Annotated in this window: 23 protein-coding genes; 10 read left to right on the forward strand and 13 right to left on the reverse strand. The window is 45.0% G+C overall.

Translation table 11 applies throughout. The features are described 5' to 3' along the window. The first annotated feature begins 35 nt into the window (after positions 1 to 35). Entirely contained in the window at positions 36 to 524 is a 489-nt protein-coding gene (locus ACED48_RS01010) for a hypothetical protein (protein WP_017057780.1), read from the forward strand. 309 nt (positions 525 to 833) lie between these two features. Continuing rightward, a complete protein-coding gene (locus tag ACED48_RS01015) occupies positions 834 to 1,892 on the forward strand; it encodes an AI-2E family transporter (RefSeq protein WP_017057782.1) in 1,059 nt (352 codons plus the stop codon). Between the two features lie 145 nt (positions 1,893 to 2,037). Here the strand turns inward: ACED48_RS01015 and ACED48_RS01020 are convergent, their stop codons facing one another. Together ACED48_RS01020 and add are read right to left on the reverse strand one after the other, a co-directional pair. Further along, a complete protein-coding gene (locus ACED48_RS01020; protein WP_017057783.1) occupies positions 2,038 to 2,613 on the reverse strand; it encodes a sugar O-acetyltransferase in 576 nt (191 codons plus the stop codon). 138 nt (positions 2,614 to 2,751) lie between these two features. Further along, positions 2,752 to 3,750, reverse strand: a complete 999-nt coding sequence (add, locus tag ACED48_RS01025; protein WP_017057784.1) for an adenosine deaminase — start codon at positions 3,748 to 3,750, stop codon at positions 2,752 to 2,754. 126 nt (positions 3,751 to 3,876) lie between these two features. Here add and ACED48_RS01030 point away from each other — a divergent pair, with 126 nt between their 5' ends. After that, positions 3,877 to 4,824, forward strand: coding sequence for a LysR family transcriptional regulator (locus ACED48_RS01030; protein ID WP_017057785.1), 948 nt, complete (start codon positions 3,877 to 3,879; stop codon positions 4,822 to 4,824). A 336-nt stretch (positions 4,825 to 5,160) separates the two neighbouring features. Here the strand turns inward: ACED48_RS01030 and ACED48_RS01035 are convergent, their stop codons facing one another. The 9 genes from ACED48_RS01035 to ACED48_RS01075 form a co-directional block, all read right to left on the reverse strand. Continuing rightward, a complete protein-coding gene (locus tag ACED48_RS01035) occupies positions 5,161 to 5,541 on the reverse strand; it encodes a hypothetical protein (protein ID WP_017057786.1) in 381 nt (126 codons plus the stop codon). Positions 5,542 to 5,605: 64 nt separating this feature from the next. After that, positions 5,606 to 7,654 carry a glycoside hydrolase family 3 N-terminal domain-containing protein gene (locus ACED48_RS01040; RefSeq protein ID WP_017057787.1) on the reverse strand — a complete coding sequence of 683 codons (2,049 nt, stop codon included), beginning with the start codon at positions 7,652 to 7,654 and terminating at the stop codon, positions 5,606 to 5,608. Positions 7,655 to 7,923: 269 nt separating this feature from the next. Next, a complete protein-coding gene (locus ACED48_RS01045; protein ID WP_017057788.1) occupies positions 7,924 to 8,427 on the reverse strand; it encodes a YgjV family protein in 504 nt (167 codons plus the stop codon). 129 nt (positions 8,428 to 8,556) lie between these two features. Beyond that, positions 8,557 to 9,183, reverse strand: coding sequence for a bifunctional 4-hydroxy-2-oxoglutarate aldolase/2-dehydro-3-deoxy-phosphogluconate aldolase (locus ACED48_RS01050; protein WP_017057789.1), 627 nt, complete (start codon positions 9,181 to 9,183; stop codon positions 8,557 to 8,559). Positions 9,184 to 9,192: 9 nt separating this feature from the next. Continuing rightward, positions 9,193 to 10,185 (reverse strand): sugar kinase, encoded by a 993-nt coding sequence (locus ACED48_RS01055; protein ID WP_017057790.1) that lies wholly within the window; start codon positions 10,183 to 10,185, stop codon positions 9,193 to 9,195. Positions 10,186 to 10,188: 3 nt separating this feature from the next. Next, on the reverse strand, positions 10,189 to 11,601 hold the full coding sequence (uxaC, locus tag ACED48_RS01060; protein ID WP_017057791.1) for a glucuronate isomerase: 1,413 nt from the start codon (positions 11,599 to 11,601) through the stop codon (positions 10,189 to 10,191). Positions 11,602 to 11,613: 12 nt separating this feature from the next. Then, positions 11,614 to 13,077, reverse strand: a complete 1,464-nt coding sequence (locus ACED48_RS01065) for a fructuronate reductase (RefSeq protein WP_017057792.1) — start codon at positions 13,075 to 13,077, stop codon at positions 11,614 to 11,616. 96 nt (positions 13,078 to 13,173) lie between these two features. Beyond that, a complete protein-coding gene (locus tag ACED48_RS01070) occupies positions 13,174 to 14,481 on the reverse strand; it encodes a TRAP transporter large permease (RefSeq protein WP_017057793.1) in 1,308 nt (435 codons plus the stop codon). Positions 14,482 to 14,496: 15 nt separating this feature from the next. Next, a complete protein-coding gene (locus ACED48_RS01075) occupies positions 14,497 to 15,009 on the reverse strand; it encodes a TRAP transporter small permease (RefSeq protein ID WP_017057794.1) in 513 nt (170 codons plus the stop codon). Between the two features lie 299 nt (positions 15,010 to 15,308). Between ACED48_RS01075 and ACED48_RS01080 the strand changes: the two genes are divergently transcribed. The 3 genes from ACED48_RS01080 (at position 15,309) to uxuA (ending at position 18,559) form a co-directional block, all read left to right on the forward strand. Beyond that, complete coding sequence (locus ACED48_RS01080; protein WP_029627179.1) at positions 15,309 to 16,292, forward strand: TRAP transporter substrate-binding protein; 984 nt, start codon at positions 15,309 to 15,311, stop codon at positions 16,290 to 16,292. Positions 16,293 to 16,381: 89 nt separating this feature from the next. Beyond that, a complete protein-coding gene (locus ACED48_RS01085) occupies positions 16,382 to 17,164 on the forward strand; it encodes an FCD domain-containing protein (protein WP_017057797.1) in 783 nt (260 codons plus the stop codon). A gap of 207 nt (positions 17,165 to 17,371) precedes the next feature. Then, positions 17,372 to 18,559, forward strand: a complete 1,188-nt coding sequence (gene uxuA, locus ACED48_RS01090) for a mannonate dehydratase (RefSeq protein WP_017057798.1) — start codon at positions 17,372 to 17,374, stop codon at positions 18,557 to 18,559. Between the two features lie 99 nt (positions 18,560 to 18,658). On the opposite strand, the gene ACED48_RS01095 is transcribed toward uxuA, so the two are convergent. Next, complete coding sequence (locus ACED48_RS01095; RefSeq protein ID WP_017057799.1) at positions 18,659 to 19,432, reverse strand: helix-turn-helix domain-containing protein; 774 nt, start codon at positions 19,430 to 19,432, stop codon at positions 18,659 to 18,661. Positions 19,433 to 19,529: 97 nt separating this feature from the next. Here ACED48_RS01095 and ACED48_RS01100 point away from each other — a divergent pair, with 97 nt between their 5' ends. The 4 genes from ACED48_RS01100 to ACED48_RS01115 all read left to right on the forward strand — a co-directional run bounded on the left by ACED48_RS01100 (position 19,530) and on the right by ACED48_RS01115 (position 23,722). Further along, positions 19,530 to 20,663, forward strand: a complete 1,134-nt coding sequence (locus ACED48_RS01100; RefSeq protein ID WP_017057800.1) for a multidrug effflux MFS transporter — start codon at positions 19,530 to 19,532, stop codon at positions 20,661 to 20,663. Between the two features lie 156 nt (positions 20,664 to 20,819). After that, entirely contained in the window at positions 20,820 to 21,338 is a 519-nt protein-coding gene (locus ACED48_RS01105; protein WP_017057801.1) for a TetR/AcrR family transcriptional regulator, read from the forward strand. Next, entirely contained in the window at positions 21,335 to 22,390 is a 1,056-nt protein-coding gene (locus ACED48_RS01110) for an alcohol dehydrogenase family protein (protein ID WP_017057802.1), read from the forward strand. Before ACED48_RS01105 ends, ACED48_RS01110 begins: the two co-directional genes overlap by 4 nt. Positions 22,391 to 22,624: 234 nt before the next feature. Further along, positions 22,625 to 23,722, forward strand: a complete 1,098-nt coding sequence (locus ACED48_RS01115) for an HDOD domain-containing protein (RefSeq protein ID WP_017057803.1) — start codon at positions 22,625 to 22,627, stop codon at positions 23,720 to 23,722. Positions 23,723 to 23,820: 98 nt separating this feature from the next. Here ACED48_RS01115 and ACED48_RS01120 read toward each other — a convergent pair whose 3' ends face one another. Next, a complete protein-coding gene (locus tag ACED48_RS01120; RefSeq protein ID WP_017057804.1) occupies positions 23,821 to 24,219 on the reverse strand; it encodes a DUF1090 domain-containing protein in 399 nt (132 codons plus the stop codon). Position 24,220: the final 1 nt, after the last annotated feature.

The raw sequence follows: 24,220 nt of genomic DNA on the forward strand, positions 1-24,220 counted from the left end.
TCACATATTAACAATGCAATTGAGAGAGCACAGTTATGCAGGAAAATAGTCAAAATGATTCGTCTAACTTCGTCGATAGTAAATCGTGTGATAGAGAGGTGGATGATCTTAAACGTGCAGCTTCTGAATTAAATGGACTATGGAAGGACTTAACCCTACTGCAAGCACATACAGAGCAATGGTCTAAGTCGACCTTCGAACTGTTTTTATTAGAGTTACGTAATAGTGTTACGGCTTGTAAAAAGCTTTTTGTGTTCCAATTTATCTTTATTGTGTTGTTACCGATTTTTCTTTTTAGTGTCGCTGTCGGTGCTGGGGTTGTGAGCTACTACTTCACTTTAAACCTGTTGGTGGGTTACGGCGCGTTCATGTTGATGCTTAGCTTTATTCTTATAAGCTTGGTGTTTTGTCATAAGTACCTAAAGCAGTTTGTCGGCTTTGAATATACCAAAGAACAATTGAAGGAGGGGTTACATGTCAGTACTCAGAAAACGACAAAGAGAAATACAGATGAAAAGGCTTGAGGGGAAAAGTAGAGCTCGTCAAGCGGCACTCTGTATCGGACTCATTCGCCATAAAGGAAAAGAGTTTATTGAAAATCGCCCCTTATATGCATTAGGCGTAACAACACTTGGGGTAGCGTTTCTTAGCCAAACGAGGCACTTTAAGTCATCTATTTTTGGCTACCAACCCGTGTCATTAATACTTGGTTTACTCAAATAAAAATAAGCATTAATTTAATCCCGGTTGGGCTCAAGTTTTTAGTTAAATATCTGATTTAGCCTTTATTCGTTACCTCTGAAATCGCAAGTTTACTACCATATAGGAATATAATGACAACAAAAAAATATAAGCTTTTGACAGCTAGTTTTATGTTCTTTGCGATCTTAATGATGTCTATTTTTACATTATATATAGCCAAGCCAATTTTGCTGCCTATCATTTGTGGCGCCTTTATTTCATTATTATGTAGCCCATTGGTCAATTATCTAATTCGTTTCGGAATTCCTCGTGTCGTTAACGTAAGTGCAGTATTGATTGGCCTTGTAGGCTTTGTTGTGATTAGTCTAAATATGCTAAGTGAACCCGCTCAGCAATGGTGGTCGAAATTGCCGATGTTGCTTGAAAATGTATCCAATGAAGTGAGTGAAGCGGCTCAAAGTAGCAGTCTGACTGACGCTACTGGGTTTTCTATGAGTAGTACTGTGGCTAATGATGGGCTTACTAACAATACGGCTTTTTCCATTATAAAATCGGTGCTCACCACAACGCCTACTATTGTCACGCAGTTAATGGTGGCATTTCTTATGGCATATTTCATGATGAATTATGGCCGAAGAATTTATGCCAAAAGCTTATCTTTGTTTGAACGATTTTCAGACAAGCGTAAGGCTGTTGAGTTGGTTAAAGTCCTGCAAAAGGATTTGTCTCGTTATATAGGCTCGATCACCATAGTTAATGTTTGCCTGGGACTTATTGTCGGTTGTGTTTTTTATATGATGGGATTGCAAGACCCTTTTCTTTGGGGGGCATTTGCAGGCTTGATGAATTACATCCCTTATCTTGGTCCAATGGTTTCAGTAACATGTTTCGCGTTAGTGTCATTTATACAATTTGAGTCATTCAGTTACGCGTTGACCGTTGCGGCGATTTTCTTAACCATCAACTTGATTGAGAGTCAGCTAGTGACGCCTACTTTGTTGGGAAAAAGATTTAGTCTCAATCCATTGGTTTTGTTTGTATGGCTGGTATTTTGGGGTTGGCTGTGGGGATCAATGGGGATGCTGATAGGGGTACCGTTACTTGTTTGTGTAAATGTACTTTTTGATCAGTTAAGCCACCCAAAGTCGAGTTTATATGATACTAAAATAGAAAAAAGAGAGACTGGATAGTCCCCACTATTAGCCTTTTTGACTTAGTTTTTAAAAGCACCATGTCTTTAAAAACACCATTTACATCTACTGGACTTATTGATTTGATCAAGGACATGCTTTTTATGATGCCATTGTTCTAGAGCTTGTAACCGTGTTAGTTATTCTACTTATCGGTATTTAAGTGTCGAATCAGCTTCGCAGGTGTGCCTCCATACAGGCAATCTGGCGGTACATCACTGTTGACTACGGAGTTAGCCGCGATGACTGAGCGAGCGCCAATCGTCACGCCTTGGTTGATCACCGAGTTGCCACCAATCCACACATCATCTTCGATTGTTATCGGTAAACAGAAGGTTTCCCATTTACGACGGCTACGATAATCAAGGGAGTGTGACGGAGTATAGAATTGAGCGCTTGGTCCAATTAAAACATTATTGCCGACTTTGATATTGGCACCGTCGAGCATTACCACGTTCATGTTGATGAAGGTGTCGTTACCGATCTCAATGGTTTTACCAAACTCACAGTGAAATGGAGGTTGGATTAAGCTGTTACTGCCGACCTTCCCGAACAGTTGCTCTTGCAATGCGTGTTGTTGGTCTGGGTCTTGGTGGTTGTTGAAGGCCATTAACGATTTTTTTGCATTGGTACGTATGATGTCAATTTTTTGGTCGGCGCCATCATACACTTGTCCAGATAGCATCTTTTCTAATTCAGTTTGAGTGTTAGTTTTACTCATACTTGCCCACTTTCCGAGAGTCTCGGTTTCAATGATTAATACTGCAAGATTAGCGATTTTTAGACATAAAAAAAGAGAAAAGCCTCAGCCTTTCTCTTCCGGTTTTCATCGCTAAATGAGAGCAGGAATACAAGTTAATTAGATCTGTTCAACGAAACCCATTAGGTGCTGTTTCACTTCGTCTGAAGCAAAAGCGCTCTCTACAGAGTACTTGTAGATCTCTGCGTAGTCTTCTTGGGTTAGACCGAACGTTTCACATACACGCTTCACTTCGTTAGTCATGGTTGTGTTCGACACAGTGCGGTTGTCTGTGTTGATCGTCACAACGATACCGTCTTTCTTGAATTCAGCAATTGGGTGGTCGCTGAATTTGTGAATACATTTAGTTTGCACGTTACTTGTTGGGCAAGTTTCAAGCGCAACCTGCTTCTCTTTAACGATGTTGTATGCGTCTTCGTTACCTTGGATGTGAACACCGTGGCCGATACGCTCTGCGTCTAGCATAGTCACTGCATCGTAAACGTTTTGACCATGCCATTGCTCACCAGCGTGAACCGTCACACGGTAGCCTTGTTCAATAGCGTATTGCGTGTATTCAGGGAATTCAGCGCAGAAGCCCGGCTTTTCACCGCCCGCAATATCAAACGCAACCACGCCTTTACCAAGATATGGTTTACCTGCGTCGATTACATCTTTGATTGAGTCTTTAGGGAACATACGCAGTACGGACATGATGTAGTTGCCCTTGATGTCGTACTTCTCTTCTGCACGCTTCATACCTTTAACCGCACTTGCGATGATCGCATCAAGAGACAAGCCCTTGTTTACGTGGAGAATCGGTGCAAAACGAACTTCTAGGTATTTAACGTTCTCTAGTGCTGCGTCTTCGTAAAGCTCAAAAGAAATACGCTCAATCGCTTCTTCCGTTTGCATTACTTGCAGTGGCAGGCTAAAGCAAGCCAGGTACTCATCAAGGTTTTTGCAATCTTCAGGCACTGTTAGAGACTTTACTACCGCTTCACGGTCTTCTGGAAGTTCGATTCCATACTGTTTCGCCAGATCAATAATGGTGTCTGGACGAACGCTTCCGTCTAGGTGGCAGTGCAGATCAATCTTAGGGAGTGCTAGAAAGTTCATGAGTATTCCTTAGGTCTATTATTTTTTGAGTTATTAACTCATAGGTTACATGGGCTTAAATTAACAAGTTTGTGATATGATTTAAAGTGACATAAAGTCATCATTAATTTGAATCTAAGGAATATCATGGTAGATGTTAAGGGCTTACTTAAGTGTGATATGAATTTACTGCTGTGCTTGCACGTGTTGCTTGAAGAGCGCAGCGTGAGTAAAACGGCAGAGCGACTGTTCCTTAGTCAGTCAGCGGTGAGTAAGCAACTCACCAAGCTACGCTCTCTGTTTGATGACCCGCTGTTTGAACGTGAGTCAAAAGGTCTGTTTCCAACTCCGAAAGCTACTTCTTTAGCGCCTAAGATTCATCAGATCCTTCTGCAAGTTGAACAGCTAACCATACCGGACATATTTGAGCCGAAAGACAGCGAACGCACTTTTAATATCGACCTTGTTGAAACCGCTTATACCGCGATTTACCCTAAATTTATGCCTAACGCGTTGGCAGATGCGCCGAACATTACGGTAAACAGCACTACTTGGAGCAGCGAAACTTTTAAGCGCTTACTAAAGCGTGAGGTAGATTTCGGGATTGGAATTTTTGAGCTCGATGAAAGGGCGAGTACCCACATTCAAAACATCCCTGCTGAGCTAAACCATGTTGAATTGCTGCAAGATTACTCTGTGTGCTTGATGCGCAATGATCACCCAGTGCTTCAAGAAGAGTGGAACCTGCAAGCCTTCCTTAAATATCGTCATATTCAGTTAGTGACCGGCGGCGTTGGCGACTGGTTGCTACTGGAAATCTTGCAAGCCAAACAGCTTCAAATTAACAAAGCCGCCAACGTGTCGGACATCACCAGCGCAGTAAAGCTGTGTAAGCAAAGCGATTTGCTGATGTGTTATCCGTACAACTCGGTTCGTGACTATATTGAGAGTGGCGAACTGGTGATGAAGCCGATTCCCATTGAGTTGGTTCCCGGTGGTTTGTTTCTGCTTTGGCATCATTACTTTGACTCTGAACCAAGCCACAAATGGCTTCGCGACCTCATAGTCAATAAGACCCAAGAACCTCTGATGTAAACCGCGAGCTACGATGATCAAAACGGCGAAATAAGTTTTTTTAAATTTATTTCGTCTTTTTAGAATGAGCATCGTCTTATTACGGGTGCCAAATGCCCGCCAAGAATGAGATATCTAAATGAATCCAATGCCATCGATTCCGAGAGAAACCCGTTAGCGTAAATGAAGGTGGAATCCACAGTGGCAAAGGGATTCTCGATTCGTTGGTGTTGATTGATTAGTTCTGAATTCTGACGAGTAACAGATAGCAGTAAGGCCAACGTGTATACGCTGGCCTTTTTATGATTCTTTGCAGATTAGTGCCAAGTTGGATAAGCGGCTCGGCTTGTCGTTACGTTATGCTGGAACCTTAAAACAAGAATCTTGATTGCTGTATTTTGGTACGAAGCACAATTTATCTGCCGACATTTTTAAGCCGTTTTGCATCTGGATATGTGTTACTGCCCAAATCACGCAGCCGTGAGGTAAATTGAATAGCGAGCGAGTTTGAGTGAACAACACGCCGTCATCATAGGCTGGTGTAATGTTCGTCGCTTTGCCTTGCCACGCCTTATGAGTGGTTTGCACATCAATATTTGGAACAATCAATGAGAGCATTTCTGGCTCAACGTCTTTTACGACTTTCAAGCAGATACGACACCCATCGTAGTATTGTTCTATCCAGATTTTATGTGGAATAGCGTGATCATCCCAACCCAGTTGTAAGATATGTTCCATGACTTTGTCCTTGGTATCTAAGGAGGAAAGGCAGTGCTCAACACTGCCTGAATTAGCTCAAATATTATTCGTAACTTAAACCATGTCCGAACGGGTAAAGGGTGTCGGCTTGATCATACCCAGGGTAATCTGAGTCCTGGTTTTGAATGGCTTGGGCGCTGTTCGCTAAAGCAAATGGCAGTTTTCCTTGAGGAGCAAAGTTGCCTGAAAGCACTTCCATTAGGTTGCTGTCCGAGACACCAAATGTGGCTATCACGGCACCGGCTTGCTTAAGATTACTTTGATCGTCTAAGACGAAGGGTTGTCTAAAGTTGATGGACAATACCGTTTTGTCAGCACCCACTTCGTTCATAATGGCTTTGATGTCGCTTAGGCTTGGTTCAATATGCCAAGATGCAGCTGTAGCCATTTCACTGAATGCAAGAATATCGAGTTCGTCTGGGTTCGCGCCACCAAAGATAAGATCAGGATCTGAACCTTCGTTAGATACGCGAACACGAATAACCGCATAGTCCGTATCGGCTGGTACTGGTGGACGCGTTTCTCCCGCTTCGTAATCACCAGAAGTCACGGTAAAGTTGTACTTGTCGTCTCCTGCAATGTTTTCGTCCATTCCCATGACATATAGAGCAACAGGAGCTTGTGCGGTTGATTCAGCTAAAGGTAAAGTCTTATTGGTATTTTGAAGTAAGACGACAGATTTTTTCTGTGCGTAATCAGCACGTTCCTGGTACTTCTCATTGCCTAAAATTTCTTGGGCTTTTTTCTCATCAACGTAAGTGTTTTCGAAAAGGCCAAGCTTGAATTGTTCTTCAAGTAAGCGTGTTACTGATAGGTCGACACGCTCTTCGGTGACCAGATCCTTTTCAACCAGTTTCACAATGACTTCTTTATCATGGAAACCAGAAAGAACATCGACTCCAGCGTCAACCGCCATTGCAACCTGTTCATCAATCGTTTTGTGTTCCACACCCCATGCTCGATCGCCAATAATGCCGGTATCTGAGTTCACGTTACCTGTGTAGCCTAATTCGTCTCTCAGCAGGTCGGTGACAATGCCTTTTGAGAAGGACATGCCAACATCGTTTGGCATCCACTTTTGATCTACCGGGATGCCGTAGTAAGGCATAATTGAAGAAGCGCCAGCCTCAATCGCAGCAATAAACGGTTTTAGGTGGTAATCAAAATTGTTCTTTGGGTAGACTTGGTTCTTACCGAAGTCATAGTGTGGGTCACCGCCGTTTTCTTGTGGACCGCCGCCAGGGAAGTGTTTGATGGTTAGCGCGATACTGTCTTCGTTAACCTCACCGCCATCCTGTAAACCTTTGATCAGTGAACGCATAATGTCAGACGCTAAATCTGCATCTTCGGTAAAGGTTTCGTGTACTCGATGCCAGCGAGGTTCTGTCGCCAAATCCATCATGTATCCGTACATACTGCGCAGGCCAATTGAAGACCATTCTTCATTCATGATACCAGCAAATTCAGTGATTAAATCCATGTCGCGCGTAGCTGCTAAACCTGCCTCTTTAGGCCAAGCAGAAAAGGCACCTGAAGAAACGTTGATCCCTGCTTTTGCTGATGGGTCAATGTGGTTACGAGCATTGGACTTGAATAGAGCGGGGATACCCATTCGAGTTTGTTCACGCAGTTCTTGAACACTATTCATGAACTGGGCAGCTTCTGTTGGGGTTATCTGACAGCCAGAGCGTCCAGCATCACAATCAGGTGTGTTGGTTGGGGTTTCAACTACGCTGTTACGGAAGATAAAGCGCGTCATTTGGGCATCGCCAATCATGTCTTGCCCTTTACTACTAACGAGCCCACCTTCGGACGAGTTTAAGGTGTCAATGAGCATCATGCCGGCTTTCTCGTCTAGTGTCATTCGGCTAACCAAGTCTGCTGCTCGTTCTTCTGGAGGTAATCGCCAGTCTTCAAAGGGTTCCAGCGTTCCATTGCCGTTAGAATCTCGGAATTGGTAACCTTCAACGTTCAATACATCATGAATACGAGAGTGAACTTGGGGTTGTTGGAGGTTATTGTCGCTATCAGATGAGTTGCATCCTGCAAGAAGCAACGCGATTGCTATAGGTGTCAGGTTAAGACGCTTCATGGTCACGGTCCTATTGTTTGTATAGTAAGTACATGACCAATTTTAATGATTAATGGAATATTGGTTAACCAAAGTAGGTAAAAATAAAGATTTGGATCACCATATGAATTTAATTGGTGATTTAATTCAATTTAGTATTGGAAATATATTGACGACGTTTAAATAACGTAAACTTAATTAGATTTACTTTTTTGATATCCAATTAATTTCCCATTTAATTAATGGTGCATTACTTCCATATTTTAAATCTAGAATACAAAATGTATTGCCTATTTTATAGTTAACAATCTGCGTTGATGTAAACGATAGATAGTGACCATGTTGGTGACAATAAAGGTGATTTCGACAAAGGAGCCGCCAATCGAACCAATCCAAATGTTATGGCTAGCCCAACAGAAAGAATTGAATAAGATCAAGGACCTCAATGCGATGCCTTGTCTTGAAAAGAGTGCCCATGTCGCAACGGATGAACCAACAACCGTAATAAATTCAAAGAAATGATTCATGTTGGGTAAAGTCATACACCACATCAAGCCAATAAAGAACCACATCACTTTGCGAGATTGAGTTTTTATCGATACATAGCTGCGAATAGCATTAATAATTACGCCTATAGCAGCCACTATGGCACCCATTAATATGAAATGGATACTCATGACAAAACAAAAGATCATCATCTGGTAGCGAAAACGCATATCATCTTTTTGCCAAAAGGCCATTACACCGATACAAAAAGCCAGGCCGCCAACGCCTTGTGTTATCCAGTTTTCCATATTTAGCCTTTATTTTTAGATGCTATCGAGCACGATTAAATATTAACTTTGAGAGAATAATTCTCAATCATAAAATAACCCTCCAAAAGGAGGGTTAGATATAACGCTAAAGGTGCTATTGCATTACGTTTAATTGACTAACTTAACGGCTTCACGAGTTAAATGAGCCAGCTCTTCCCAATTGCCTTCTTCAATCAGCTTCTTATCCACCATCCAAGTACCACCGCATGCGAGTACTCGAGGTATCGCTAGGTAGTCTTTAATGTTGTTTGGATTAATGCCACCTGTCGGCATGATCTCAATATCCGTGTAGGGCGCAAGAAGTGACTTAACCATGTTGATGCCGCCAGATGCTTCAGCAGGGAAGAACTTTAATGTGGTTAAGCCCATTTCTAGAGCGGCTTCTACTGTACTCGGGTTGTTGACCCCAGGAATGATATCAATACCAATCTCTTGGCAGGCTCTTACCGTGTTTGGGTTAAATCCAGGAGAGACTACAAACGTTGCGCCTGCCTCTTTAGCCGCGATAGCTTGCTTACGATTGAGCACAGTGCCCGCGCCGATCAACATATCTGGTTGTGATTCACGAAGTAGACGAATAGCTTCAACTGCAGCCTCAGAACGGAACGTAATTTCTGCTGCAGGTAAACCATTCTCAGCTAACACTTTACCCAGAGGGATGATGTCTTCAGCGTTGTCGATAGCGATCACAGGGATAACTTTCAGTGTTTTCAGTTGTTGTTTGATGTTAGACATTGGTATTCCTTAAATGGCTGTGATGGCCGCTTGAGTTAGTTCTTTTGCAATAATGGCACCACGATGTTGGATAACTACGCCTGCCATGGTATTGCCGCGTTGGCATGACTTTGTTAAGTCTTCGCCCGCAAGGTAAGCAGATAAAAATCCGCCATTGAATGAGTCTCCTGCCGAGGTCGTATCAACGACATGTTCAACAGGTAGGGTCGGCACCGCTCGTGGAGCCGAAGCGGTACCAGAATCTGGATTTATGTCACCCTGAATGGTGGCATCTTGAATGAGACAGCCATCTGCACCCAGTTTGACGATGCATCGCTTAACACCCAGCGCCGTTAGACGTTCGATAGTTTGTTCTGGAGATCTATCGCCCCAAATTAATTGTTCATCATCGAATGTGACCAACGCTAAATCCGTCAATGTATACATGGCCTGGTAGCTGTTTTTGACGGTTTGGTTTTCGTCTTGTGGCCAAAGTGCAGGGCGGAAGTTACTGTCGAAGGCGATCTCAACGCCTTGTGTCTTCAACTCAACCAAGATGTTCAATAGCTCGATACGATCTTGTTCAGGCAGAATCGCTAATGTGATGCCGCTGAGAAAGACCATATCGACATTGCGCAGTGCCTGCTTTATCTGATTGAAATCTGAGTGCTGTAGCAGGTAGCGTGCAGCCGACTGGTTTCTCCAGTACAGAAAGGTACGTTCACCTGCGTCATCAAGCTGAATCAGGTATAGGCCTGGAGTCCGTTGGCTGTCTTGTAGGACAAAGTCCGTCGACACCCCCTCTTGTTGCCAGCGTTCTAACATTCCATTGCTAATCGGGTCTGCGCCCAAAGCCGTGACGTAGGACACTTTGATGTCATCTTGATGGAGGTTCGCCTCGCAGCCGCGGATTAGATAGACCGCAGCATTGAGTGTGTCCCCGCCAAACGTTTGATGCATTGAGCCGAACGGTTTACCGTTAAGCTCGATCATGCACTCACCAATAATGGCGATATGTTTCATGGATTACGCCCTCTCTTCAAAGTAGCGTTTTGCGTTACCAAAGCAGATGTCTTCGACCATAAGGCCAAGCAGTGACATGTCGTTTGGTACCTCGCCGTTTTCAGCCCAACGACCAAGCATGTCACACAGAATTCTGCGGAAGTATTCGTGGCGTGTGTACGACAAGAAGCTGCGAGAGTCAGTCAACATGCCTACAAACTGGCTAAGCAGACCAAGCTGAGATAGCTGCTCCATTTGGCGTTGCATGCCGTCTTTCTGATCGTTGAACCACCAACCAGAACCAAACTGCACTTTGCCCGCGATGCCGCCACCTTGGAAGTTACCAATCATGGTGGCCATCATCTCGTTATCGCGAGGATTTAAGCAGTAAAGGATGGTGCGAGGCAGTTCGTTGCTTTGATCCATCTCGTCCAACAGGTGAGCCAACTCGAAGGCAAACGTCTTATCGCTAATCGAATCAAACCCTGCATCTGCGCCTAACAGTTGGAACATGCGCGTGTTGTTATTGCGCTGAGCACCAATGTGAAGCTGCATTACCCAACCTATTGCGGCGTAGCGCTTGCCTAACCACACCTGAACCGCTGTTGAAAACTGCGCACATTCTAAATCGGTGAGTGTTTCGCCATTGAGGCGTCGAGCTAACAAGGCATCTAAATCCGATTCTGATGGAATAGGTGCGTAGCGAACCACTTCAATACCGTGGTCTGCTGCACGGCAACCATGGTCGCTGAAGTGCGCTAGGCGGCTGTCTAAAGCACTCAATAGATGATGGAAGCGAGTGATTTCAACGTTAGCAATCATGCCTAATTTTTGTAGGTAATCAGCAAAGCCATCAAGTTCAATTTTGAACGCTTTATCTGGGCGCCAGCTTGGTAGAACCTTCACATCAAATGAATTGTCTTGAGCGATCGCTTTATGGTGTTCAAGAGAATCAATTGGATCGTCTGTTGTACCTGCCATCACCACATTCATCTGCTTCATGATGCCGCGAGCACTAAATTCTGGTGTCGCTAATAGCTCGTTGCCTTCGTGCCAAATTTGGTCTGCGGTTTCTGGACCAAAGAGAGTGCCAGTAATACCAAATGGGCGGCGTAGTTCTAAATGAGTCCAATGGTAAAGTGGGTTGCCCAAGGTTTGAGGGACGGTTCTAGCCCAGGCCATGAACTTATCATAATCGCTTGCGCCTCCAGTAATCAGACGCTCATCAATCCCTGCTGAACGCATGCCACGCCATTTGTAGTGGTCACCTTCAAGCCAAATCTTAGACATGTTTTCGAACTGACGATCTTGAGCCACTTCTGCCGGGTTTAGGTGGCAGTGATAGTCATAAATCGGCTGGTGGCTTGCGTGTTCATGATACAAACGGCGTGCTGTCTCATTCGACAGTAAAAAGTCTTCACATAAGAAACTCTTCATTGTTTGTGCTCCTTATAACGCAGCCACGGTCGCAACGGCACCGTGTTCAATTAGTGATTGGTACGCTGAACTTACCGCATCAATGACCTGCGGGTTTTGGCCTAGCTCGGCAGGGAAAATCGCTTCAACCGCAAGTAATGCTGGAACCACAGAAACATTGAGTCCATGCTGGTCGCAGATCTGGCGAAGTGTGTCTGCCATTGGATCGCGGACATCAATCTCATTGCCTTGCTCATCAACGCCAGATACGTAGCGCATCCAGCCAGCGATGGCGGTTGCAAGCCACGAGAAATCTGAGCCTTGATCTAAATGGAATCGTAAGCTGCCACCCATACGTTGAGGGATCTTCTGGCTGCCATCCATCGCAATCTGCCACGTCTTGTGCTTCAAGCTTGGGTTAGTGAAGCGGTTGATCAGCAAGGTTGCGTAACCTTCTAAATCAGTCCCTTCAGGCATCGTTAACGAAGGTGCCTGTGATTTCATCATCATGTCAAAAGTGGCTTTTCGGTAGCCAGCATCCGTCATAGTGTCGGAAATATGGTCGTAGCCACCAAGGTATCCAAGGTAAGCAAGGAAAGAGTGACTGCCATTGAGCATACGCAGTTTCATCTCTTCGTAAGGCACCACATCTTCTACGAACTCTGCGCCAGCGACATTCCAATCTGGACGACCTGCCACAAAGTTATCTTCAATTACCCATTGGCGGAAGGGTTCACAGGCGATGCCACATGGGTCTTCACAACCAAGCAGTTCTGCAATTTCTGTCAGTGTTTCTTCTGTTGCTGCGGGTACGATGCGGTCAACCATGGTGCATGGGAAGGTGACATTGGTTTCAATCCAATCACGTAATTCTGGGTCAAGCAGTTGAGCAAACTCAATGATCGCTGCTTTTGCTACATGACCGTTCTCTTGCACGTTATCGCAAGACATGACCGTGAATGGTGTTAAGCCACGTTCACGTCGAATTTTGAGCGCTTGCACAATGTAACCTAATGCTGATTTAGGTTCGCTTGGGTTAGCTAGGTCAGCGATGACTAATGGGTTATTTTTGTCGAGTTTTCCTGTCGCTGGGTCTGCGCAGTAGCCTTTCTCTGTGATGGTCATAGAAACGATAGCCACTTGAGGTTCGGCCATTTTTTCTAATACGGTTTCGATGCCGTCTAGGCTTGGGTGAAGAGATTCGGCCACTGAGCCGATCACTTTAACGTCTGTGGATTCAGCGCCTTTTTCAGCAACGGTGTAAAGGTGGTCTTGTGCGCGAAGTGACTCAATCAAGTCTTCGCCGCCGAATAGGTTTATCTCACAAATGCCCCAATCAGTGTTGGTTTTGCTGAGCATTTCATTGGTGAACAACGCTTGATGCGCTCGGTGAAATGCGCCGAAACCAAGGTGCACAACACGGCTTTGGATCGATGAACGGTCGTAGTCAGGTCGTAACACAGTGTTTGGCAGCGTAGAGTTAGCAACAGTCTTCATTATTCAGTTCCTTTCCCCGCCAGCGAACCAGCGGGATTTTATTATTTGATAAAACGTTTGAGTGTTTAGTAGTCTTAGAATGTATCTGTGACCAAATTACGAACCGTAGCCCAGTACCAATTCAGGTAGGAACAAGCTCAGTTCAGGGATAAAGGTAACGGCCATTAGGGCAGCAATCAGTGCAGCATAGAATGGCAGCAAAGGCTTGATGACTTTGTCGATGGCAATGTTGGCAACCGAACAACCGATGAACAGAGCACTACCTACTGGAGGTGTACAGATGCCGATCGCTAGGTTGAAGGTCATCATAATGCCGAAGTGCACAGGGTCGATGCCAAGGTCTAATGCGATAGGTAAGAAGATTGGTGTGAAGATAAGAACCGCAGGGGTCATATCCATAAAGATGCCAACAATCAACAGAATCACGTTGATAATCAGTAGGATCATTAGTGGGTCTTCAGAAACTGCGAGTAGAGCATCGGCAATCATGTAAGGTACATCGGCGTTCGCCATTGCCCAAGACATGCCCATTGATGCGCCAACCAGTAATAGAACGATAGATGTTGTTACTGCAGACTCAAGGATGATCTTTGGAATATCACCCCATTTCACTTCACGGTAGACAAGCACAGCTAAAACAAACGTGTATACCACAGCAATTGCGGAAGCCTCAGTAGCAGTAAAGATACCGCCAATGATGCCGCCCATGATGATGCCGATCAGTGCTAGAGAAGGTGCTGCTTTTAGGAAGGTATTCCATACCATTGATGTGGAAGGACGAGCAGCGACTGGGTAGCCACGACGTTTCGCGATAATACCTGCCACAATCATGATGCTCAGCCCCATCAATAGACCTGGGATGTAGCCTGCTAAGAACAATGCTGCAATAGAGGTACCACCTGAAACTAGTGAGAAAACGATCAGCGTGTTACTTGGTGGGATAAGTAAGCCCGCAGGGCATGAAGTGATGTTTACCGCAGCCGAGTAGTTTTCGTCATATCCATCTTTCTTTTGCAACGGAGACATGGTGCCACCAACTGCAGCCGCCGATGCAACCGCTGAGCCTGAGATAGACCCAAACATCATGTTTGCCATCACGTTTACGTGGGCGAGTGAACCTGGTAGACGACCACCCAACACTTTCGCGAAGTTGATCAAACGCAGCGCGATGCCGCCTTGGTTCATGATGTTGCCCGCCAAAATGAAGAACGGGATTGCTAATAGTGCAAAGTTATCAAGGCCTGCCGCCATACGTTGAGCAACTACAGCAATTGCAGGCTCAAGCGGTAAGCTCATTAAGATGGTTGCTAGTGACGATAAACCAATCGCAAAAGAGACCGGTACACCGATTGTAAGCAGTACAGCGAAACTACCGAATAAGGTCAGTATTACTTGCCATTCCATTGTGAAATCCTTTTATCAATCAAGTTGTGAGTCGGTGACTAGGTCGTCGCCAGATATTAATTTTTGAACACATTCGTAGGTAAATACAGCGGAGTAAAAAATCATCAAAGCGCCACTGATAGGCAAGCAGAAATAGATGTAACCCATTTCTAAACCAAGTGCGGGTGTCAGTTGCCCCATGGCGAGTGTCTTAGCCGCTAACTGGCTTCCACCGTGAACCAGAACAATATAAGAGAAGGTTGCAATGGCGATTTGAATAACGATTTGGTTAATGAGTTTGCGTTTACCCGTCAACTTCATCGTTAGTAGATCAATAGCTAGGTGGCGTTTCAGGCCTGTTGTGTAGGCGGCGCCAATGAGAGCAACCCACATAAAGAGGTAACGAGCGAGCTCGTCAGTAACGGTACTTGGTTTACCAATGACGTAACGGGACAAAACCTGCCAGATCACACACAGCACTAAAAAAGACGAAAGAGACACAGTAAAGGCGGCCAACCCTTTATTTATATAACTGACCAATTTATTCATTTTTATTTCCTTTCAACAAAGTTGCGTATCTCATAACAATTGGTTTACCAATGTGAGGGGGGGGTTCTATGTAGGATAGGTACGCTCTAAAATCTGGCTGAATCATAAGCTATTTAATCTAAATGTTGCGTGATCGAATTCACAAATGATTTTGGTTGACCAATTTGTGGGTTTTTATTGTGATATTGGTCAATCAATTTCAATTTCAGCTTTGACGAGTCAATTTTTGATCGCCAATATGAGCCCATAACAAAAAACACCCTACACATTGGATAACCAATCCACGGAGAATAAGAATGATGATGACGCGTAAAACTCTGATTAGTGCTGTTGTCGGTGCTGCTTTCACTTTTGGTGCAACAGCTTCTGCTTATGCAGCGACAACGTTAAAACTGAGCCATAACCACCCTCGTGACCATGCGGTGCATGAAGCGATGACGTTTATGGCGAAAGAAGTACGAGAATTGACTGACGGTGAAGTGCGTATTCGTATTTATCCTGATGCTCAATTGGGTACACAACGTGAATCTATGGAGCTGATGCAGAACGGCGCTTTAGATATGGTGAAAAGTAATGCTGCTGAGCTAGAAGCTTTTTCTCCTGCTTATTCATCATTCAACATGCCTTACTTATTCCGCGATCAAGCGCACTACTACAGTGTGACTGATGGTGAAGTAGGCCGTGACATTCTTAACTCTTCTCGTGACAGCGGCTTTATTGGTGTGACTTACTACGACGCTGGTGCGCGTAGCTTCTATACCAACAAGCCAATTAACACACCAGAAGACCTGAAAGGTTTGAAAGTTCGTGTTCAGCCAAGCCCATCAGCAATTGCGATGGTGAAAGCGTTAGGCGGTAACCCAACGCCACTAGCTTACGGTGAATTGTACACAGCACTGCAGCAAGGTGTAGTGGATGCGGCTGAAAATAACATTCCTTCATTCAGCTTGAGCCGTCACAGCGAAGTGTCTAAATACTTCAGTTTAGATGAGCACACGATGGTTCCGGATGTGTTGGTTATCTCAACCAAAGCATACGACAAACTGACTACAGAACAACAAGATGCATTAATGAAAGCAGCAAGTGATTCATCGGAATTGATGAAGAAACTGTGGGCTGAATCGGAAGCAAAAGAGCGTGCTAAAGCCGAGAAAATGGGCGTAACGTTCGTCGAACCAGACAAAGCAGCGTTTGCGTTAGCGGTTCAACCAATGTACGACGCATTAGAAACATCAAACCCTGAATTGAGTGCGCTGATTGACCGTATTCAGTCTGTTAAGTAATAAGCAAATCAAAAACAAGGTGTTACTGTATTTTTGGATATAGAGGTTGACCAATTATTTTTGGTCATTATGATGGCGAGAGAAATATAATGGAAAAAAGTGACAATATCATCATGATGCCTTTCGAGCCGAAAAGACCTTATCAGGAGATAGGGTTAGTACTAAGAAGAGAACTGATTGAAGGCCTGTATAAGGTCGGAGATAGGTTACCTCCAGAACGCGATATTGCTGATCGTCTAGATGTAAGCCGCACTGTGGTGCGTGAAGCGATCATCATGCTGGAGCTTGAAAACTTAGTTGAGGTGAAAAAAGGGTCGGGTGTTTATGTCCTGAACATTCCAACTCATTCTCGCGAGAATGTGGTCAGCGATGACGCTGGTCCATTCGAGATGCTGCAGGCCCGCCAATTACTGGAAAGTAATATCGCGGAGTTTGCGGCAACTCAGGTCACTCCGGGCGACATCATTAAGATGCGCTCTGCACTCGAACTCGAGCGCGAAGAGCTTGCAAGCGGCACCACCGATTGCAGCGGAGATGAAAGATTTCACATGTGTATTGCAGAGGCCACTCAAAACTCTGTGTTAGTAGATATGTTGAAACAATCCTGGGAGCGACGCGAAAAGAGTCCAATGTGGAATAAACTCCACTCTCACATCAGTGGTCAAGATTACCGTGAAGAATGGTTAGATGATCACGCTCGTATCCTCGCCGCCTTACAGCGTAAAGACCCTGTCGCTGCTAAGAGCGCAATGTGGCAACATCTTGAGAATGTTAAACAGCGTTTGTTAGCGCTGTCAGACATTGATGACCCAAACTTTGATGGTTACTTATTTAGCTCCAACCCAGTGGTGCTGCTTAGCTCAGAAAGCTAGTTCTGACGCTAATGTTGAATTCAGCGACAAGGTTCCTCTTGAAAGCTGATTCATTCACTAGGTTGTAGATAGGTAATCGTCTTTAGACCGGCGTAGACCGGTGCTATCTCGGGCAGTAATTGTCATTGCTGCCATTAAGAAGTCGTTATTGCATTTAGCTTGATTAATTCGAGCCGGCTAAGTGCGTCTTAAAGAAAGGTAAGTCTCATGGAACAAACGTGGCGTTGGTACGGCCCTAATGATCAAGTTTCGCTAGACGATATTCGTCAAGCGGGCGCAACTGGTATTGTGAATGCACTGCACCATATTCCAAATGGTGAAGTTTGGACAAAAGAAGAAATCCTTAAGCGTAAAGCCATTATCGAAGAGAAAGGTTTAACGTGGTCGGTCGTAGAAAGCGTGCCTGTGCACGAAGAAATCAAAACTCAAACTGGCAACTACCAGCAGTGGATTGATAACTATAAGCAAACTCTGGCTAACCTTGCTGAGTGTGGCATTGACACAGTTTGCTATAACTTCATGCCAGTGTTGGACTGGACGCGTACCGATTTAGAATTTGAAATGCCTGATGGTTCTCGCGCATTGCGCTTTGATCAAATAGCATTTGCGGCATTTGAGCTACATATTTTGAAGCGCCCGGGCGCAGAATCGGATTACTCAGAGTCAGAACAAGTACAAGCGTTGGATTACTTCAACAACATGACGCCTGAGCAAATTCAACAGCTGACCAATAACATCATCGCGGGTTTACCTGGCGCTGAAGAAGGCTATACGCTTGAAGCCTTTCAAGCACAGCTGGATCGCTATGCGGGAATCGACAAAGACAAGCTGCGCGAGCACATGTCTTACTTCCTTACTGAGTTGATGCCTATCTGTGATGCGAGTGGCTTGAAGATGGCGGTTCACCCAGACGATCCACCGCGTCCAATTCTAGGCTTGCCTCGCATTGTTTCAACTATCGAAGATATTGATTGGTTGACCGAGCATGTACCAAGCAAAATGAATGGTTTGACGATGTGCACGGGTTCATACGGTGTGCGTGGCGACAATGATCTGGTCAATATGATTAAAAAGCACGGTGACCGAATTTACTTTACGCACCTGCGCTCAACCAAGCGTGAAGAGAGCAACCCAATGACATTCCATGAAGCAGCGCACCTAGATGGTGATGTGGACATGTACAACGTTGTGATGGCTATCTTGGATGAAGAACACCGTCGTGCAGAAGTGGGTGACCATCGCTTAATTCCAATGCGTCCGGATCACGGCCATCAAATGTTAGATGACCTGAAGAAAACCACTAACCCAGGTTACTCGGCAATTGGCCGATTGAAAGGCTTGGCTGAAGTTCGTGGTTTAGAGATGGCATTGAAACGCGCTTTCTATACCAAGTAACGACGGCATCTAGCTTTAAAATACTTCTAAAAACCAGAACTCATGTTTTGGTTTTTTGTATTTGAGCTAAGTAAAACTTCAGAGTTTGGATAACAACAATTACGCTGCTAACTTGGTAAAGGCCAACGGAGTTTGACCGGTTTGCTGTTTGAAAAAAGCGATAAACGCACTGTTGGACGAGAACTCTAGCAGGTGTGCCACCTCGCCGACTTGTCGGTTTTCTGAGAGCAGTTCAATTGCTTTAAACAAGCGCCATTGCTGTCGCCACTCTTGATAAGTCATGCCTGTTTCGGCTTTGAATAATCGAGTAATCGTTTTGGTGCTTGCGCCAACCGAGTTCGCTAATGTCGACAGGGCTGGGGCAAGGAACGAAGCGGTTCGGACTCGTTTGCAAAAGCTTTTAAAGCGGCGATCTGTCGGTAGCGGCAAGATAAACGAGTGTTGGTTAGCGCTGTAAAACTCTTCCCAGAATAGGTTGGCAGTATTGGTGGTTTGCTCGCGGGCAATGTCCCAATCCCAGAAAGCCATCTTATTGATTAGGGCTTTTAAAAGCTCATTCACTTCCACAATTTCAATCGCTTCTGGGCAGGTGTAAATACTGCTATCAAAATAGAGCGACCGATAAGCAACCACATTGGTCATCTGCGCGCGATGTTTGGTATAAGGCGGGATCCACACGGCTTTGGTCGGTGGCAAAATACAAATGGCGTTTTCTAAGGTCAAGGTGATGCAACCCTGCGGAGCATACAGCAGCTGTCCTTTTACGTGGTGATGTATTCCTGAATCATGCTGACCTAGCTCTGCCGCAATCCCTATGACGGGCGCAGGTAAGCTGTCTGCATCAAATTCAATCGTTTCGCTGATTAATGCCATTTGTCCTAATCTTGTTGTTTTTGGTATTAATGTTGTTAACGAGCCAAGGTTAGTTTCCCCTAGACTCTTCGTCAAGTTCACTGGTCTTGGAAAAATGATGAAAACAAAACCTTCTTTATGGCAAATGGTGCTATTGCTGATGTTCCCTCAGATCGCAGAAACCATCTATAGCCCGACTCTGGATTCAATATCGAAATCCTTTGATGTGAGTTACGCACAAGCGGCGCAAACCCTCTCGATCTATTTCTCAGCGTTTGCGCTCGGTGTTGTGGTATGGGGCATTTTGGCAGACAAATGGGGGCGCCGACCAACCATGTTATTGGGCATGGGGTTATTCGCGTGCTCTGCTCTGATCGCAATGCAAACCAATAGCTTTGTTTGGTTGATGATAGCCAGAGCCATGGGCGCTTTCGGGCTTGCGGTTGGCTCGGTGGTGACACAAACCATGTTGCGAGATGCCTTTAGCGGCGCTGAACTGGCCAAGGTGTTTGGTTACATGGGCATGGGGCTGTCGATTAGCCCAATCATCGGGCTGCTTCTTGGCGGTCAATTAAGCCAAGCGGGCGGGCATCAATATGTGTTTATTGCCCTGTTTATTATGGTGTTAGTGCTGTTGGCACATAGCCTATGGTCATTGCCTGAAACGCAACAATCTAAGCAGCCATTGCAGTTAAAGTCACTCAGTATTCACATGATCAAAGATAGCGATATATGGATGTCTGCGTTGCTGGTCGCGTCGTTCAATATTGCGCTGTTTTCCTATTATCAATTGGGTTCATTTGCCTTCATTCAACTTGGATTTAGCGTCGAGCAGTTTGGCTACAGCGGCATTGTGCTTGGATTCGGGACCCTGTTAGGAAGCTTGGTAAACAAGACATTATTGAAGCGACAGATGTCTTCAATGTCTTTGATTGGTATCGCAGCAGGGCTTCAAACATTAGGTGCGGTGGGTGTCTATTTTTCACAACACTCAATATGGTTTTTACTTCCGATGATGCTGGTGGTCATGGCATTTGGTATTGCGATTCCCAATGTGTTGAGTCGCGCATTAGTCAGCTACCAATCTCAAGCGGGAAGTGCAGGCGCACTGTTTGGTTTGATGTATTACACCTTGATCGGTTCAGGGCTCGCTTTAGCGGGAATGATTCAAGATTTAGGGGGGGTGTTGGTACTTTGCGGCGCTTTATCTGTGTTGGTGACGATACGCAGCCGACTCTCTCTTAAACGCTAAGTCTTTCATCTATATTGATAAATTCCGTGCCCCGTTTGGCGTGGAATTTATCATTTTCTTGGTTCGTAAATTTGGATATTGACAGGGGTAGAGTGATCGTTCTACCCTGTAAGTAGAACAATCATTCTACCCTTTATTGGGTATTGAGAGAGCACTATGTTGAGAGAACAGATTGCAGCAAGCCTTGAAGTAGCGTTCAGCCAACAAGGTTTTGCTGAGCCGAGCGTTGCAAAGCTGAAAACAGCGTGCGATGTAAGCCTAAGAACCTTGTATAAACACTTCCCTTCAAAAGAAGCGATGATCGTTGGTGCCTTGGAATATCGACACCAACGCTACTTAGATTTCTTGTTGGAAACGTCGCCTGAAAAGGGGCTCGCATCGGTTACGCATATCTTCAACAAGCTTCAACAATGGTTAGAAGAATATGCGCCGCACGGGTGTATGTCGATGCATGCAATGGCTGCCTTTCCTGATAATACGCTTATCAGCCAAGCGGTTACTCAGCATAAACAGCAAGTTCGTTCATTGATTGCTCAGCAGAGTTTGCGAGAGGATCTCGCGACACCGCTGTTTCTACTTCATGAAGGTGTATCAGGTGCATGGCCAGTATTGGGCGAAGAAGCGTTGGCATCGGCACACAATATGGTGAAAAAACTACTCGAGGAGACAGTATGAATTTTGAGATACCTAAAACAATGAAGGGCGTAGAGATGCTTGGACACGGCGGGGCAGAGATGCTGGTTTACCGTGAAGACATTGTTGTTCCACAAATCGAGCCGAATGAAGTGCTGATCAAAGTGCTGGCTGCGGGCGTTAATAATACCGATATCAACACGCGAATTGGTTGGTATTCTAAAAGCGACGACTCTGACGATGCGAGCTGGTCTGGTAACGCTTTACAGTTCCCTCGCATCCAAGGTGCCGATGTGTGCGGTTTCATTGTAGGGGTCGGGCAAGACATTTCTGCTGATCGCATTGGTGAGCGTGTTCTGATTGAGCCCTGCGTAACTGAGGTGTACGGGCAAGATTTACCGCAACCATGGTACTTCGGCTCAGAGTGCGATGGCGGTTTTGCTGAGTACACCAAAGTGGCCGCGAAACACGCTTATGCGGTGAACAGCACTATGTCGGATGTTGAGCTAGCGTCTTTCCCATGTTCTTACTCGACGGCAGAAAACATGCTGACTCGCTCGAATGTGATTGAGGGTGATCGCGTGCTTATCTCTGGCGCATCGGGCGGTGTGGGCTCTGCGGCTATTCAGCTAGCAAAAGCTCGTGGCGCGTATGTTATTGCCATCACTAGCCCAAGCAAGAACCAACAGTTACTTGAACTTGGCGCTGATGAAGTGATTACTCGTGATGCGGATTTGGTTAAAGCGCTAGGTCAAAGCAGTGTGAATGTGGTTATCGACTTAGTCGCGGGTGACAAGTGGCCGGAATTCCTTGAAGTGCTGAAACCACATGGTCGTTATGCAGTCTCTGGTGCGATTGGTGGTGCGATGGTTGAGCTTGATGTTCGCACTTTGTATCTCAAAGACCTTAGCTTTTTTGGTTGCACGGTTTTAGAACCACAAGTATTCCAAAATCTAGTCGACCGTATTGAGAAGCAGCAGATTGGCGCTATCGTCGCAGAGGCTTATCCGCTAGCCGATATCCATAAAGCGCAAGATGAGTTCCTAAAGAAAAAGCACGTCGGTAAGATCGTGTTGGAAGTCGCTCAGAGCTAACTTTAGACAGCCACACATCTAATCTATGTAAGAGCGAGCAAGTGTTATTTGCTCGCTTTTTTTGTTTCTGGCGAATACGGGCGGGCATAGTCTCGCAGCGTGTTGAGTAACAGGTCCTATACAGCTGAAAAATTAATGATTCATTTGTCACTGTGTGGTTTATGAATTAACTGTGCGATAATCACCGCCCTTATATATCCCGAATTGTTTGATAATCATCTAGGAGCCGTATTGATGTTTAAAAGGGTATTGCAGGCATTATTCTCACCGTTTGTTGATTCAAAAAACAAACCCTCTGCAGAGCCTGCCCAACAAGAGCAACAACAAGCCGTTGCTACTGATTCTGTTCAGTCTTCAATCTTTATTCCGCCTTCGTCAGCTCAACCATCATCATTGATCGTCGATAAGACGCTTAGCCTTCACGATGGTGAATTCCTTGATTATTTGTTTGGAGAGTCTCGCCTTCGCACGGAGTCAGACCCGTTTAGCGATTTTGTCGCTTGTCAGATCGAACGTTTGATTCGCTCTCCAAAAGCTTTGCTTAATGAACTGCCAGTGATGCCAGTCTCTGTGACCACGTTAATGGCAGAATTACAGAGCGATGAGTTTGATGTCGATGCACTGTTAAGAGTGATTGAGCGCGAGCCGAGTATGGCAGCTGATGTGATTAAATTGGCTAACAGCGCATTCTACAAACGCAATGAAAAACAGGTTACCGATCTAAAAACCGCATTTCTAAATATGGGTTCTCAAGGGCTTATAGAAGGGGTAGTGAATAGTTACATGAAGAACTTCACGCCGGGCAACAATATTTACTGGCGTCATTTCGGTGAGAAAATTTGGAATCACAGTGTTCAAACCGCGTCGTTTTCTAAGGAGTTGATGAAAGACTCTTCATCCCAAGAAGATCAAGCGGCGGCGTACTTTGTTGGGTTAATTCGCAACTTAGGCAAGATGATCATTTTCCAGATGATGGTAGAAGCCTTCAAGCATGTTGATCCTTCTGTTCCGCCTAACTCGTTAGCATTGAAGCGCCTGATGAACAGCTACTCTATTCGCCTGACTTACACTATTGCTAAGTTCTGGGAGCTGCCAGAACCTGTGTTGACCGTGATTGGCTACCAAGAGTCTAGCCGATACGAATGTACACCACTTGGTCAAGCTGTGTTTGAAGCTAACTACTTGAGTGAGTTGTACTATTTATTGGAAGAACAAACGATTGAAGTCGAGCAATTTAAGTGCAGATGTAAAGAGACACTAACGTCGCCTACGGCATACAAAGTAGCTAACCGTATCTATAAAGAGTCTCAATTAGCGCTGGTAGGACAATAACGGCTGGCGTTGGCTAGGTTGATTCTGAAGTCGTCATAAAGCGGTATTTTCTAAATGGTCTTACTAAACAGTAAGACCATTTTTGTTTTAATTATCGATTAAGGTATCTTAGCCAGTTCTTGTTTCAATTTATCGATTTTACGCAGTTCTTTTTCGATTTTACCCTCATACTTTCGGATTTTATCCGCTCTATCGTCTCTTTTGGCTTCTTCTAGGTCAGCTTGGTATTCAGCTAAATCTTGTTCATTGGATTCAATCTTCTCGCGGAGTTCATCCTTCAAACCCTCATTAGTGCAGTTCTCTTTCGCCGCTTTCAAGGCCGTGGTTAATCGCTCTACTTTGTACTGATTGTCGTACTGTTCCGCTTTCTTTATCTGATATTCGATCTCACAGAACTTCTTTTCACAGCCTGTAAGTGCGTCGCATTGGGTGCTCGCCATGCTGTTAAAAGAGAATGCGCAAAGAAATAGTAATGAGCCTTTTAGGTGTCGAGTCATG

Origin of the sequence: Vibrio sp. 5S239 (assembly GCF_041439575.1) — a bacterium.
Taxonomy (GTDB): domain Bacteria; phylum Pseudomonadota; class Gammaproteobacteria; order Enterobacterales; family Vibrionaceae; genus Vibrio; species Vibrio kanaloae.

Bases quoted from the DNA above. Each gene is read 5' to 3' on its own strand.
- ACED48_RS01100 (WP_017057800.1), top strand. From the start codon at position 19,530: ATGAAAACAAAACCTTCTTTATGGCAAATGGTGCTATTGCTGATGTTC.
- ACED48_RS01105 (WP_017057801.1), top strand. From the start codon at position 20,820: ATGTTGAGAGAACAGATTGCAGCAAGCCTTGAAGTAGCGTTCAGCCAA.
- ACED48_RS01030 (WP_017057785.1), top strand. From the start codon at position 3,877: ATGGTAGATGTTAAGGGCTTACTTAAGTGTGATATGAATTTACTGCTG.
- add (WP_017057784.1), bottom strand. From the start codon at position 3,750: ATGAACTTTCTAGCACTCCCTAAGATTGATCTGCACTGCCACCTAGAC.
- ACED48_RS01020 (WP_017057783.1), bottom strand. From the start codon at position 2,613: ATGAGTAAAACTAACACTCAAACTGAATTAGAAAAGATGCTATCTGGA.
- ACED48_RS01065 (WP_017057792.1), bottom strand. From the start codon at position 13,077: ATGAAGACTGTTGCTAACTCTACGCTGCCAAACACTGTGTTACGACCT.
- uxuA (WP_017057798.1), top strand. From the start codon at position 17,372: ATGGAACAAACGTGGCGTTGGTACGGCCCTAATGATCAAGTTTCGCTA.
- ACED48_RS01010 (WP_017057780.1), top strand. From the start codon at position 36: ATGCAGGAAAATAGTCAAAATGATTCGTCTAACTTCGTCGATAGTAAA.
- ACED48_RS01045 (WP_017057788.1), bottom strand. From the start codon at position 8,427: ATGGAAAACTGGATAACACAAGGCGTTGGCGGCCTGGCTTTTTGTATC.
- ACED48_RS01120 (WP_017057804.1), bottom strand. From the start codon at position 24,219: ATGACTCGACACCTAAAAGGCTCATTACTATTTCTTTGCGCATTCTCT.
- ACED48_RS01015 (WP_017057782.1), top strand. From the start codon at position 834: ATGACAACAAAAAAATATAAGCTTTTGACAGCTAGTTTTATGTTCTTT.
- ACED48_RS01095 (WP_017057799.1), bottom strand. From the start codon at position 19,432: ATGGCATTAATCAGCGAAACGATTGAATTTGATGCAGACAGCTTACCT.
- ACED48_RS01080 (WP_029627179.1), top strand. From the start codon at position 15,309: ATGATGACGCGTAAAACTCTGATTAGTGCTGTTGTCGGTGCTGCTTTC.
- ACED48_RS01110 (WP_017057802.1), top strand. From the start codon at position 21,335: ATGAATTTTGAGATACCTAAAACAATGAAGGGCGTAGAGATGCTTGGA.
- uxaC (WP_017057791.1), bottom strand. From the start codon at position 11,601: ATGAAGAGTTTCTTATGTGAAGACTTTTTACTGTCGAATGAGACAGCA.
- ACED48_RS01050 (WP_017057789.1), bottom strand. From the start codon at position 9,183: ATGTCTAACATCAAACAACAACTGAAAACACTGAAAGTTATCCCTGTG.
- ACED48_RS01070 (WP_017057793.1), bottom strand. From the start codon at position 14,481: ATGGAATGGCAAGTAATACTGACCTTATTCGGTAGTTTCGCTGTACTG.
- ACED48_RS01040 (WP_017057787.1), bottom strand. From the start codon at position 7,654: ATGAAGCGTCTTAACCTGACACCTATAGCAATCGCGTTGCTTCTTGCA.
- ACED48_RS01035 (WP_017057786.1), bottom strand. From the start codon at position 5,541: ATGGAACATATCTTACAACTGGGTTGGGATGATCACGCTATTCCACAT.
- ACED48_RS01075 (WP_017057794.1), bottom strand. From the start codon at position 15,009: ATGAATAAATTGGTCAGTTATATAAATAAAGGGTTGGCCGCCTTTACT.
- ACED48_RS01115 (WP_017057803.1), top strand. From the start codon at position 22,625: ATGTTTAAAAGGGTATTGCAGGCATTATTCTCACCGTTTGTTGATTCA.
- ACED48_RS01085 (WP_017057797.1), top strand. From the start codon at position 16,382: ATGGAAAAAAGTGACAATATCATCATGATGCCTTTCGAGCCGAAAAGA.
- ACED48_RS01055 (WP_017057790.1), bottom strand. From the start codon at position 10,185: ATGAAACATATCGCCATTATTGGTGAGTGCATGATCGAGCTTAACGGT.